A 13,840-nucleotide genomic window follows, 5' to 3' on the forward strand; every position below is an offset into this window, starting at 1 on the left:
AAAATGGCAACTGGTTGTCATTTGACCAATCTCGACACGCGCGAAAATCCAACATAGTTAACATAAGGTTTATCTCCATGCAGACGCCGGTGATTTTGATCGTTGAAGACGAGGAAGTAACCCGTTTAAATCTGGTCCAGTTGTTCGAAGGCGAAGGCTACGATGTACTTGAAGCCGTAAATGGTGAAGAGATGCATCAGCAACTGACCGACAATACCGTCAATCTGATTGTTATGGACATTAATCTGCCAGGGAAAAATGGCTTAATTCTGGCGCGTGAATTACGCCAGAAAGAAAATATCGGTTTAATTTTCTTAACCGGCCGCGACAGCGAAGTTGATCGCATCCTGGGTCTGGAAATTGGCGCCGACGACTACCTGACCAAACCATTTAACCCACGTGAACTGACTATTCGCGCCCGCAACCTGTTAAGCCGCACTGTGGCTCAGCCAGTGGTCGAAGAGCACAAGAGTGTGGTGAAGTTTAATGGCTGGACGCTGGATGAAAACAGCCGCAACCTGACGTCGCCAAAAGGCGTGTCACGTCGTCTGCCAAAAGGCGAATACCGAGCTCTGCGTCTGATGCTGGATACACCGGGTAAAATCTTCACCCGCGAACAGTTGATCCGCCACATGACCGGCCGTGATTTACGTCCAAACGACCGTACTGTGGACGTGACCATCCGTCGTATCCGTAAACACTTTGAATCAGATATCGACAGCCCGGAGCTGATCAGCACTATCCACGGCGAAGGCTATCGCTTCGTCGGCAAGCTGGAAAAATAATCTGCTTGTTTGCTGACAGGTAATTGACGATAAAAAAACGGCGACTCAGGTCGCCGTTTTTATTTTGCAGCTTTCATCACTGCACTCAAAACCCGCAGCCAATGGCTAGCCCTCATAAGCTTCCAGATACTCAGCTAACAGCTGCAGGTGGGTGTCTATAGTCAGGTGAAACTCTATCAGCTGGCGCTCTATTGCAGGCCAGTTTGGCTGTTCCAGCTGTTCTAATTGTTTCGCTTGCTGCTGTGCCCACAACAAACCTATTGAAGCAGCTGCACCTTTTAATTTATGTGCAGCGTCCTGAAACTCCTGCAATTGCTGCATGGTCGCAGCTTCCACCATCTTATTGACGTAACCCGGCACTAATTGCTGAAACAACTGCATACTGCGCTGCATCGGCGCTTTGCCAAGCGACTGCAAATAATCCTGTAAAGTCGAAGTATCAAGCACTGTATCAGCTGCTTCATTTTCATCAGTCTCCGCAGTCTGGCTTTGCCGTACAGCACTGGGTGAAAACAGCCGGGCCAGTACCTGGTCCAATTTATTGGTATTAATAGGTTTTGCTAAAGCCCCGGCGATCTGGATGCCTTCAAGCTGCTGCTCGGCCTTGCGCACATTGGCGCTTAACACCACGATTGGAATTTGCGCCAGATGCGGTTCTTGCTGCATAAAACGGGCGATCTGGTCGCCAGTCATATCCGGCAGCTGCATATCGAGCAGTACCAAATCAATATCATCTTCGGTTTCCAGTAGCGCCAGCGCATCTTCACCGGTTTCAGCATGCACTACGCTATGGCCGCGTTGTTCCAGCAAATTGGTCGCTATCTCAGCGTTTAAAGGCACATCTTCAACCAACAGCACGGTAAGCTCAGGGCAAACCAGCAACTGGCTGAGTTCCGGCGCCTGTTGTATTTCTGTCGGCAGCCGTACGGTGAAATGGCTGCCCTGATTTATCTGGCTTTGCACTGTGACCGAACCACCCATGGCTTCTACTAAGGCTTTAGACACCGACAGTCCGATACCGGAGCCAACAATACTTAAGCGCCGGCCGTCGCTGGATTTGTAGTACATGTCAAAAATGCGCTGTTGTTCATGCGCTGAAATGCCGATGCCGGTATCACTGACGACAAAAATCAGTTCATTATCACAAAGCTCGGCGTACAGGCTAATTTCGCCGCGGGCGGTAAATTTCACCGCGTTGCTGAGCAAGTTCCACAGCACCTGGCGCACCCGTGTCGGGTCCAGCTTTAAATGGCCCTGTAACTCACCCACCTGTTGTAATTTAAAGCTCAAGCCTTTTTGCTGACAAATCAGCTCAGCAAAATTGGCGATATCGAGAATAAACTGAGCTATATCAGTGCTTTGATACAGAATATCCAAATCCTGCCGGTCGATTTTGTCCAAATCGATAATGTCGTTAAAGATATTGCCTAAGGTTTCAGCGCTGCTAAAAATCGTATTGGCCCAGCTGCGCTGCTCGTCGGTCAGACGGGTTTCCAGCAAACGCCGGGTCAGACCAACAATGCCGTTTAACGGCGTGCGCAGCTCATGGCTCAACGTCGCGATAAATTTACCTTTATCCTGATAAGCGCGCTCCAGCGCCTGTTCCGCCATTTTGCGCGACGTGATGTCCCGGCCAAAGCCGAGTAAACCGATGTACCTGCCCTGCCGGTCAAAAAACGGCACTTTACGCATTTCAAACCACATCAACTGGCCTTCTGGTGTGTTGTATTCCACATCCAGCGTCAGTTCGGCCTGGTTCACTGACACTTCGTGGTCGGTCAGAATGGCGGCGGGCGCCATATCAGGCGCGTAAATTTCTGACGGATAATGGCCAATCAGCTCGCTCGAACTTTTACCAATCATCCGCTCAAACATTTTATTACAGCTGGCGAAGCGGCCGGTTTCATCGCGGTAATAAAACAAGTCCGGTGAACTGTCGACAATCGACTTCATCAGTAAACTCTGTTCTTCCACTAACAGCTGAGTCTTTTTGCGCTCGGTGATTTCTTTACGCAGTTCATCAACCGCCTGACGTTTAGCCTGAAAGGCTTTTTTCCGTTCTTCAATTTCAAAGTTCAGCTGACGGATATTCTCTTGCAGGTTTTCGTTCAGACGTTTTTCCTGCCGCGCTGAGTCCTGCAGATAAAACAAAGTGGCATCGAGGTGTTTAATCAGATAAAGGCAGGCAGAAACCAAAGGCGGCGCAGCGACCAAAGCAAATAACAAAGCACCGCTGATAAAATCCCAGTCCACCCTGTTGTGTAACGTCAGACTGAACGCCAGCGCAATCAGGCCGGAAGCCACAATAATCAGCAAGGTGGTCAGACTGAATAACTGCAACCAGCCCCACTGCTTCAGCACCAGCGCCAGCTGACTGACCCAGGGATGGATCCGGTATTGACTCATGCAGTGACAACCTCTTTTGTGCCTGCGCAGGTGCATTGTAAGCGTCTTTGCGCAAACCGGCACTTTGGTAAAAATTCGAAGTGAAACCGTGTCTTATCATTGTCGTCACGGCTTGATTTGTACCTGTTAGATTATCTTGTCCTGACCACTTTGCCAATTGCAGTTCACAGACCACACGCCGGTGTATGGCGCCTGTTCATCGCCAGGTGAGACTGTCGCCCAAAGCTATGCTGATCCGGCTGACTTGTCAGTGCGTAAATGAAAGGGGTAAAATACCTGACTATTTTTATCAGGTATTAGAGCGTGTTGACCTTTGGTTGTTAGGTTTTGTTCGAATTGGTGGCGTTTTGGGCGCGAAACGAGGCGCGTAGCATAGTGATTCTATGTGAGCAACGAGTGACAAAGCCCAAAGCACCACCAAACGAACCCGCAGGGCAGCGTTTGGCAGCTCTTTCTGCTGCGTTAGTGCTCGTTTGTGTAGAATAACTACACGGCTCTCGCACTGCCTTGCATAAAAAGCTGCCAAACGGCTGCAAAAACAAACACCAAACGTCAACACGCTCTAAACCTTGTTTCTGCCGCAGCTGCCCACAAATAGCAGCGCACCATAGATGAAGTTCAACGCCGGTACGCCAATCGAGCGAAAAAATGGATGGCACCTTTGCAAATTTTTCATAAGACAAATGTGTGAAGCTTGATAGAATGCCGCCCTTTCCAGACAAAGCGTGCTGAAGTAGTCGCAACAGACAGACCCGGAGATTTCATGCCGATAGCGATGCCAGATGTAGCCAACCAATCATGTGCCACCACTGAAGGCACTTTAGACTGGGTTGGCATGAGCCATATTGAAGTGCCGCTGATGCTGGCATTACACGGCGAAGCGCCGCGTCAGGTCAGTGCTAAAGTAGAAGCATTCGTCAACCTGGCCGACCCCAAAGCCAAAGGCATTCACATGTCGCGGTTGTACCTCGCGCTCGACGAATTGTCCCGCGAATCCAGCTTAAGCCATGCCACCTTGTGTGAATTGCTCGATACCTTTATCACCACTCACGAAGATTTAAGCGATCAGGCTTTTGTGAAGTTTGATTTTGATCTGCATTTACGCCGCAAGGCGCTGATCACCGAAAAACAAGGCTGGAAAGCCTATCCTGTGACTATCACAGGCCAGGTGATAGAGAACCAGCTGCAGGTCGAGCTGAAAGTGAATGTGCCATATTCATCTACCTGCCCCTGCTCTGCTGCGTTAGCGCGTCAGCTGATTCAGGAAGCTTTTGTTGCCCGTTTTGCTGGTCAGCAACAAATCAGCAGTGAATTGGTCGTTGATTGGCTTGGCACCACGCAAGGCATAGTGGCAACACCACACAGCCAGCGTTCGGTGGCGGAAGTCAAAGTGAAGCTGCAGCGTAGCGTCAGCGAATTCCCGATTGTCGCGCTGATTGATGCGATTGAAGATGCGCTGAAAACGCCGGTACAAGCTGCGGTAAAACGCGCCGATGAGCAGGAATTTGCCCGCTTAAACGGTCAGAATCTGATGTTCTGTGAAGACGCGGCGCGCCGGTTAAAACATGCCTTAAATGGCCTGACCGAGTTTGAAGATTTCTGGCTGCGGGTCAACCACTATGAATCGCTGCATGCGCATGACGCCGTAGCGGTGACAGTGAAAGGTCTGCAGGGTGGCTACCGCGCTTAAGCGCTGCCCCATCACGCCGCTGAATAGCGCGCATATTTAGCGCATATATCTGCGACTAAAAACCAACAAAAAGCTGCCAGTGGCAGCTTTTTTTATGTCTCCTGCCGGCAAAGAAGCGCCGAAAAACAGCAATTTCTGTAATTTTATTACATTTAAGCCCAGCCGGCCGATGCGGTGAATCACCGGCACTCTGCCAAAAGTCATCTTGCAATTTTCAGCAAAAATCGGTATATCTGATAGCAGGTCTTTACGTTCAGACGTCCAGACCTCACTAAAATAACAACTCAAACAGCCATTGACCCTTGAAAGTACGACCGTTATTTTCTTTCACACGTAAAAACCAAAATTAAAAGAATATAAATTCACTATTTTTACATTTTTATTTATGCAGGACAGGTTGGAGGGAGTGTGTCATGGCGTTGTATCACCACAGCCAGGCCAGAGAAAACTGTGGCTTTGGTCTGATCACCCATCTTGAAGGGGTGGCAAGTCACCGGATAGTCAGGACTGCAATCAGCGGTCTGGCCCGGATGCAGCATCGCGGTGGCATTTCAGCAGACGGTAAAACCGGTGACGGTTGCGGCTTGCTGATGCAGAAACCTGATAGTTTTTTCCGCGCTATTGCCGCGGAAAATAACTGGGTGCTGGGCAAAAAGTATGGCGTCGGGATGATTTTTTTAAGTCAGGACCCGGTCAAAGCCGAAGTTGCCAAATCAATTATTGAAGCTGAAATCAGTCGTGAGACCTTAACACTGGTCGGCTGGCGCGAAGTGCCAACTGACGCTTCAGTGCTTGGGCCTATTGCGGCCAGCTCAATGCCGAAAATTATGCAGGTGTTTGTCAGCGCCCAGCCAGGCTGGGGTGACCACGACCTCGAGCGCCGCCTCTATATGCTGCGCCGTCGCGCCGAGAAGCTAGTCGCCGAGCAATTGCCGGACGACAGCGATTTTTATATTCCGAGTTTCTCCAGTCTGGTCACGGTATTTAAAGGCCTGATGATGCCGGCCGACTTACCGGGATTTTATCTGGATTTAGCCGATATCCGCATGGAAACCGCAATTTGTGTGTTCCACCAGCGCTTCTCGACCAACACCATGCCGCGTTGGGCTTTGGCGCAGCCATTCCGTTTTCTGGCGCACAACGGTGAAATCAACACCATCACCGGCAACCGGCAATGGGCGCGCGCGCGGCAATACAAGTTTGCCTCGCCGCTGATTCCGGATATGTCGCAGGCAGCACCTTATGTTGGCACTAAAGGCTCGGATTCGAGTTCACTCGACAACATGCTGGAGCTGTTTTTAGCCGGTGGCATGGACTTGTTCCGCGCTATGCGCTTGCTGGTACCGCCAGCATGGCAAGGCAATAAAGTCATGGACGATGACTTAAAAGCCTTCTACGAATTCAACTCTATGCATATGGAGCCGTGGGACGGCCCGGCCGGTATCGTACTGACCAATGGTCAGCATGTCGCCTGTAATCTGGACCGCAACGGCTTGCGCCCTGCCCGTTTTGTTATCACTAAAGACAAATTAATTACGCTGGCTTCTGAAGTCGGGATCTGGGATTACACTGCAGATGAAGTGCTGGAAAAAGGCCGCGTCGGCCCGGGCGAGATGCTGGCGATCGATACACAAACCGGTAAAATCTGGCGCTCCGACGAAATCGACGCCGACTTAAAAGCACGTCACCCATACCGGCACTGGCTGAACCAGAACGTACAGCGTCTGGTGCCATACGAGAAATTTGAAACCGACCTCATCGGTAAACGCGTGTTCTCGGACGATGAGATGCTGGTGCTGCATAAGCTGTTTAACTACAGCTACGAAGAAATTGATCAGGTCATCACTGTGCTGGCCAAAGACGGTCAGGAAGCAGTCGGCTCTATGGGCGATGATACGCCGATGGCGGTGTTGTCGCGTAAACCACGCACTTTCTATGATTATTTCCGCCAGCAGTTTGCCCAGGTCACCAACCCGCCAATTGACCCATTGCGTGAAGCACACGTGATGTCGCTGGCGACCAGTATTGGCCGCGAACATAACGTGTTCAGCGAAACCGCCGGTTACGCCCGTCGTATTCAGTTTGAATCACCGGTGATGATGTATTCCGATCTGAAGCAGTTAAAAACTGCGGATCAGAACTTCTACAAACACCACATTATTTCGCTGAACTACGCGCCGGAAGAAGGCCTGGAAAACGCGCTGCGCCGCATTGCCGCCGAAGCCGTGCGGGTGGTGCGTGAAGAAAACGTGGTGCTGGTCATTCTGACTGACCGCAAAGTACAGCAAGGTTTTGTGCCGGTGCCGGCCGCGATGGCAGTGGGCGCTGTGCATCACGCGTTGGTCGACAACCAGCTACGCTGCGACTCCAACATCATTATCGAAACCGCCGGTGCTCGTGACCCGCACCACTTTGCCGTGCTGGTGGGTTTAGGTGCGACCGGTATTTATCCGTTCCTGGCTTATGAGACCATCGAACAGCTGGTGGAGAAAGGCAACATCAACCTGACCGCGCGTCAGGCCGTACTGAATTACCGCAAAGGTATTAACAAAGGCCTGTACAAAATCATGTCGAAAATGGGTATTTCTACAGTGGCCAGTTACCGCTGTTCTAACCTGTTTGAGGCCGTTGGTATCAATAAAAATGTGATGCAGCTGTGCTTCCCGGACGTGCCTTCACGCTTGGGCGGGGCTGATTTCACTGATTTTGAGGCTGATGTACTGGTTCGCGCCAATACGGCATGGTTAAAGCGTAAACCGCTGACGCACGGTGGTTTATTAAAATACGTGCATGATGGCGAATACCACGCTTACAACCCGGACGTGGTGCAGACCTTACAAAAAGCGGTGCGTAGTGGCGATTACGAGGACTACAAAGCCTATCGTGATGTGGTGAACACCCGTCCGGTGGCGCATATCCGCGATTTGTTTGTATTGGATACATCTAAAGCCACGCCAATAGCGCTGGATAAAGTCGCGCCCGCCGAACAGCTGTATCCGCGTTTTGACAGCGCAGCGATGTCGATTGGCGCCTTAAGCCCGGAAGCGCATGAAGCTTTAGCCATTGCGATGAACCATCTTGGTGGTCGTTCCAACTCAGGTGAAGGTGGTGAAGATCCACGCCGCTTTGGTACGGAAAAGAACAGTAAAATCAAACAAGTGGCATCTGGTCGTTTTGGTGTCACACCACATTATCTGGTTAATGCTGAAGTCATCCAGATCAAAGTAGCGCAAGGTGCAAAACCAGGTGAAGGCGGTCAGCTGCCCGGTGAAAAAGTTACGGCGGAAATTGCCCGTCTGCGCTATTCAGTGCCCGGTGTGACGCTGATTTCGCCACCGCCGCATCATGATATTTATTCGATTGAAGATTTGTCGCAGCTGATTTTTGACTTAAAACAGGTCAATCCACAGGCGCTGATCTCGGTCAAACTGGTGTCAGAGCCGGGCGTTGGCACTATCGCCACTGGTGTGGCCAAAGCCTACGCTGACCTCATTACTGTGTCCGGTTATGACGGCGGCACTGGCGCCAGCCCACTGACTTCGGTCAAATATGCCGGCAGCCCGTGGGAGCTGGGCCTTGCAGAAGTACATCAGGCCTTAGTGGAAAACGGCCTGCGTGACCGCGTGCGCTTGCAGGTCGACGGTGGTCTGAAAACCGGTCTGGACGTCGTGAAAGCAGCGATTTTAGGCGCCGAAAGCTTTGGTTTTGGCACAGGGCCTATGGTCGCGCTTGGCTGTAAATTCCTGCGCATTTGCCACTTAAATAACTGCGCGACTGGCGTTGCCACACAAGACGCCACACTACGCCGTGACCATTTCAACGGCTTACCGGAAATGGTGATGAACTACTTTAAGTTCATCTCCCAGGAAGTACGCGAACTGCTGGCAGAGCTTGGCGTCAGCCAACTGACTGATTTGATTGGTCGTACTGATTTACTCAGTGTCAAGCCGGGCGAAACCACCCGGCAGGCCAAACTGGATTTAACGCCCATTCTGCAGGCCAGCGGCGTCAGCTCCGACAAACCACTCTATTGCGTGCAGAACAACGACCCGTTCGACAACGGCCCGCTAAACCAGTTATTGGTCGAGCGCTGCAGCGACATGGTTAAATATAAAACCGGTGGCCGGCTTAATCTGGCTATTCGCAACACCGACCGCTCCGTTGGTGCCAAGTTGTCTGGCCTGATCGCCCGCACGCACGGCAATCAGGGGATGGCAACTGAGCCAATTGAAGTGCAGTTCAGCGGCACTGCCGGCCAAAGCTTTGGCGTCTGGAACGCTGGTGGCTTGCACCTGTCCTTGCAAGGCGATGCTAACGACTATGTTGGCAAAGGCATGACCGGTGGCCAACTGGCGGTCTATCCGCCAAAAGGCTGTAGTTTTGCCAAAGACAACGCCACTATCGTCGGCAACACCTGTTTATATGGCGCTACCGGCGGCCGGCTCTATGCAGCAGGCCGCGCCGGCGAGCGTTTCGCCGTACGTAACTCCGGTGCAATTGCAGTGATTGAAGGCACTGGCGACAACTGCTGTGAATATATGACCGGCGGCGTAGTGGTGGTGTTAGGCCAAACCGGCGTTAACTTTGGCGCGGGTATGACCGGTGGTTTTGCTTATCTCTATGACGAGCAAAATGACCTGGACCTGCGCGTCAACGGTGAACTGGTGGAAACGCTGGAGATCAGCACACCTATTCTGCAGGAACATTTACGCAGCCTTATCCATCAACATTTTGAAGCCACTGGCTCCGAACGCGCGCATCAGATTTTGTCGTCGTTCCAGAGCTGTTTAAGTAAATTTAAGCTGGTAAAACCAAAAACCAGCGACGTTAACACCCTGCTGGGCCACCGTGCCCGCTCGTCCGCCGAGCTGCGGGTTCAGGCGATGTAAGGAGGACCTATGGCTCAGAACGTTTATCAGTTTATCGATGTAAAGCGGGTGGACCCACCGAAAAAATCGCTGGATGCCCGCACTATTGAGTTCGTTGAGATTTATCAGCCGATGACAGAGACCCAGGCGGCCGGTCAGGCCGACCGTTGTCTGGATTGCGGCAACCCGTATTGCGAATGGAAATGCCCGGTGCATAACTACATTCCGCAGTGGCTGAAGCTGGCCAATGACGGTCGTATTGTCGAAGCAGCTGAACTGTCGCACAAAACCAACTCACTGCCGGAAGTTTGTGGCCGGGTGTGCCCGCAAGACCGGCTCTGTGAAGGCGCCTGCACGCTGAACGAAGGTTTTGGCGCTGTCACTATCGGTTCTATCGAGAAGTACATCACCGACAAAGCCTTTGAGATGGGCTGGCGGCCGGATTTATCCGCTGTCGTCAAAACCGACAAGAAAGTTGCAGTCATTGGCGCAGGCCCGGCTGGTTTGGCTTGTGCCGACGTGTTAATCCGTAACGGCGTATCGCCGGTGGTGTTTGATAAATATCCGGAAATCGGCGGCCTGCTGACCTTTGGTATTCCGCCGTTTAAGCTGGAAAAAGATGTACTGAAGCTGCGCCGTGAAATTTTCACTGCGATGGGTATTGAGTTCCGCCTCAACACCACAGTCGGCGTGGATGTAAGCTTTGACAGCTTGCTGGAACAGTATGATGCAGTGTTCCTGGCACTTGGTACTTACACACCGATGCAAGGTGGCCTGGCCAATGAAAACGCGCCTGGCGTCTATGAAGCGCTGCCGTATTTAATCGGTAATGTGAATAACCTGCACGGCTGGACCACCGAGCATCCTTTTGTTGATTTAAAAGGCAAAAAAGTGGTAGTGCTCGGCGGTGGTGATACCGCGATGGACTGTGTACGTACCGCGATTCGTCAGGGTGCCAGCAAAGTGATTTGTGCTTATCGCCGGGATGAGGCCAACATGCCGGGCTCCCGCCGTGAAGTGCAAAACGCGCGCGAAGAAGGCGTCGAGTTTATGTTTAACCTGCAGCCGCTGGGCATTGAAGTTAATGCACTAGGTGAAGCTGTCGGTGTCAACGTGGTCACTACTGCTTTGGGTGCACCGGACGCCAAAGGTCGTCGTTCGCCGGAAGCAGTGGCAGGATCAGAGCAGCTGCTGGACGCAGATGCGGTGATTGTCGCCTTCGGTTTCCAGCCAAGCCCGCCAAAATGGCTGGCTGATCAAGGCGTTGCATTAGACAGCAAAGGCCGGGTTGTGGCAGCGGAAGATAGTCTGTTCCCGCTGCAAACCAGCCAGCAGAAAATCTTCGCCGGTGGCGACATGGTGCGCGGTTCTGACCTGGTGGTCACAGCTATTGCTCAGGGCCGCAAAGCCGCGGAAGGTATTCTGGATTATCTGGCGGTGTAAAAAACTGTCGTCTCTATATAAAAAAATACCCCGGCAAGCCGGGGTATTTTTTTAGCTATACAAATTAAGCACGTTTACGTAAACGCAGAGCCAGTAAACCTAAGCCCAGCAGTGCAGCAGAAGCTGGCGCCGGTACGCCTGGCGTTGGTGGCAGGCTGCCTTCGTCGATCAGTGCGTATTTCACCTGACCACCTGCAACCAGGTATTCACCGTAACCGTTACCCCAGAATTGCACTTTAGAGAATGAGCCACTGTCATCGAAAGCCGCGACAAAAATCTCGTGCACTAGGTTGCCGAATTTGTTTTTGAATTGGCCGTCTGCTTCTGTAGTGGCAGAAGCAACCAGAATCGGTGCGCCATTATCAAAAGAGATAAACAGATCTGTAGTTGGGTTGTGACAGCAAGTCGCCCAGTCACCCACTTCAAAACCAAAAGAGTTAATTGGGTTGTCAAAAGTAAAAGTGATACCACTGATTTTTGAACCTAAAGTATCACGTGATGGATCGTTTGGGCTGATATCAATAGTGTTACCAGACATAGTGCCGTAACCACCAACTGACATCCAATTGCCATTTGTGCGGGAGATTGAATAGTCGCCACGGTCGATAACTGTTCCACTCATCAGGTTAGTCCAGACGTCAGTTTTAACAGTACCGCCAGCGTTGATAACAGTGGTGTTGAATTTTGCTGAACCTGTAGGGATCCCTTCAAACACAGTTGCAATAGTGGCTTGAGCAGAAGAAGCGGCTAACAGCAATGCAGCTGCGAATAACTTAGTTTTCACGATTTAAGTTCCTTGTCATTAGTTGTTAAAGCGAGGCTGCATAAGCAGAAAGTATGCCAGCACGAATTAACCATAAAATTCAGATAGATAAGCAAATATCAGCTGAACCTGTTTTAGCAACTTGTAAAAAAATCAGACGAGAAAACATACTTTGTAAATGATAAAATGCTAATAAATGCGATTTGTTGCTCAAAGCAATAATTCTGAGGAAAAGAGCGAGTCATTATGCCCGGTACAATGTAATACTTTTGTGAATTAGCTAGCGCCGTGTTAGGGTAAAGATCTGCAACAGGAGAATGATATGTCTTTGATTCGTGTCCCATTGTTCGTATTGGCATTTGCCCCTGCCCTGGCTTTGGCCGCGCAAGATCCGGCGCTGGCACGGCTATCGTTAGCCCAGGCACAACAGCTGCAGCAACAAGGCAAGCTCAGCTCAGAAACACTGGCCGGCTATTATCTGGCGCAAATCACGGCACTGGATAAACAAGGCCCGGCGCTGCACGCTGTCACTGATATAAATCCTGCAGCCCTGACACAGGCCAAAGCACTGGATGCTGAGCGGCGCGCCGGTAAAATTCGCGGTCCATTACATGGCATCCCTGTAGTGCTCAAAGCCAATATCGCCACGGCCGACCAGATGCCAACCACAGCTGGCGCATTGGTGCTGAAAGATTTTAAAACCAGCGTCGACGCACAGCTGGTCAGCCAATTGCGCGCAGCGGGCGCTGTGATCTTAGGGAAAACTAACTTATCGGAATGGGCTAATTTTCGTGGTGAAGGCTCCGCCAGTGGCTGGTCCGCGTTAGGTGGTCAGACCAAAAACCCTTATGTGCTGAGCCAAAGCCCTTGTGGCTCCAGTTCCGGCTCCGGCGTCGCTGTTGCTGCTGATCTAACCTTGTTAGCTGTCGGTACAGAAACTGACGGTTCTATTACCTGTCCTGCGGCGATTAATAACGTTGTTGGCATCAAACCTACCCATGGCGCTGTGTCCGGTCATGGCATCATCCCTATCGCCAGCTCGCAGGATATCGCCGGCCCTATGACCCGCAATGTCGCAGATGCCGCGGCGCTGTTGCAGGTTATCGCAACCCCGGAGGCGCAACAACGTTATGGCGATCTCAATGCAGCGGTTGGCCGGCAGCCAGTCAAACAAGTGGTGCCAACAGTGGTGTTAGTGCGCCATTACGACAAAGACTTTCCTGCTATCGCAAAGATGCTGGACCAGCTGAAACAGCACCTCACAGCTCTAGGCGTCAGCGTGAAAGAACGTCAGTCCTGGCAGTTGCCAGATCAAGTATATCAGGACGAATTTAATGTCTTAGTCTATGAATACAAAAGAGATTTAAACCAATGGCTGCAGGATTTCAACGCACCACCGGCGGCAAAAGATATCAACAGCATCATCAAGTTTAACCGCCAGCAAGGCAAAACTGCTCTGGCATTTTTTGGTCAGCAATATCTGGAACAGGCGCAGGCTATAGATCTGGTAAAACAACAAGCCGACTACCAACAAGCACGCCAGCGCTCAGCGCAACAGGCTGCGGCCTTACTGGATGAGGATTTGGTCGATGGCGCTTTAGTCATTGTACCGGCGACTGGCCCGGCCTGGGCTATCGACCATATCAAAGGCGACCAATATAACTTTGGTTCAGCCAGTGCCGCAGCGATTTCCGGTTATCCGTCGTTAACGCTGCCGGCGGGCTTCGACGGTCATTTGCCACTGGGTGTCAGCATCATCGGCAAGCCGTGGCAGGAAGCGCGTATTATTGGCCTGGCGCATGCGCTGGAACAACAACGTGGTCCAGTTGCCGAACCGACCTACCGCAGCAGCTTATAGGCGCCAACCAGCGAGGCTGCGGTGCGG

7 protein-coding genes are annotated in these 13,840 nt (G+C 51.6%); 5 read left to right on the forward strand and 2 right to left on the reverse strand.

Annotation, left to right across the window (positions count from 1 at the left end; all coding sequences use genetic code 11):
* Window positions 1-77: 77 nt before the first annotated feature.
* Window positions 78-785: a two-component system response regulator ArcA gene (arcA, locus tag ABNT34_RS15625; protein ID WP_031566099.1), complete on the forward strand. Its 708-nt coding sequence runs from the start codon at window positions 78-80 to the stop codon at window positions 783-785.
* Between the two features lie 105 nt (window positions 786-890).
* Here arcA and ABNT34_RS15630 read toward each other — a convergent pair whose 3' ends face one another.
* A complete protein-coding gene (locus tag ABNT34_RS15630; RefSeq protein WP_348733258.1) occupies window positions 891-3,191 on the reverse strand; it encodes an ATP-binding protein in 2,301 nt (766 codons plus the stop codon).
* Between the two features lie 763 nt (window positions 3,192-3,954).
* Here ABNT34_RS15630 and folE2 point away from each other — a divergent pair.
* From folE2 to ABNT34_RS15645, 3 genes are all read left to right on the forward strand, one after another.
* Complete coding sequence (gene folE2 / locus ABNT34_RS15635) at window positions 3,955-4,881, forward strand: GTP cyclohydrolase FolE2 (protein ID WP_348733260.1); 927 nt, start codon at window positions 3,955-3,957, stop codon at window positions 4,879-4,881.
* A gap of 413 nt (window positions 4,882-5,294) precedes the next feature.
* On the forward strand, window positions 5,295-9,770 hold the full coding sequence (gene gltB / locus ABNT34_RS15640) for a glutamate synthase large subunit (protein WP_348733262.1): 4,476 nt from the start codon (window positions 5,295-5,297) through the stop codon (window positions 9,768-9,770).
* A 9-nt stretch (window positions 9,771-9,779) separates the two neighbouring features.
* Window positions 9,780-11,192 (forward strand): FAD-dependent oxidoreductase, encoded by a 1,413-nt coding sequence (locus ABNT34_RS15645; protein ID WP_348733264.1) that lies wholly within the window; start codon window positions 9,780-9,782, stop codon window positions 11,190-11,192.
* Window positions 11,193-11,256: 64 nt separating this feature from the next.
* Here the strand turns inward: ABNT34_RS15645 and ABNT34_RS15650 are convergent, their stop codons facing one another.
* Window positions 11,257-11,976, reverse strand: coding sequence for a PEP-CTERM sorting domain-containing protein (locus ABNT34_RS15650; RefSeq protein WP_348733266.1), 720 nt, complete (start codon window positions 11,974-11,976; stop codon window positions 11,257-11,259).
* Window positions 11,977-12,277: 301 nt separating this feature from the next.
* Between ABNT34_RS15650 and ABNT34_RS15655 the strand changes: the two genes are divergently transcribed.
* Complete coding sequence (locus ABNT34_RS15655; RefSeq protein ID WP_348733268.1) at window positions 12,278-13,813, forward strand: amidase; 1,536 nt, start codon at window positions 12,278-12,280, stop codon at window positions 13,811-13,813.
* Window positions 13,814-13,840 lie beyond the last annotated feature (27 nt).

The sequence above is a fragment of the Rheinheimera texasensis genome (assembly GCF_964031785.1).
Taxonomy (GTDB): Bacteria; Pseudomonadota; Gammaproteobacteria; order Enterobacterales; family Alteromonadaceae; genus Pararheinheimera; species Pararheinheimera texasensis_A.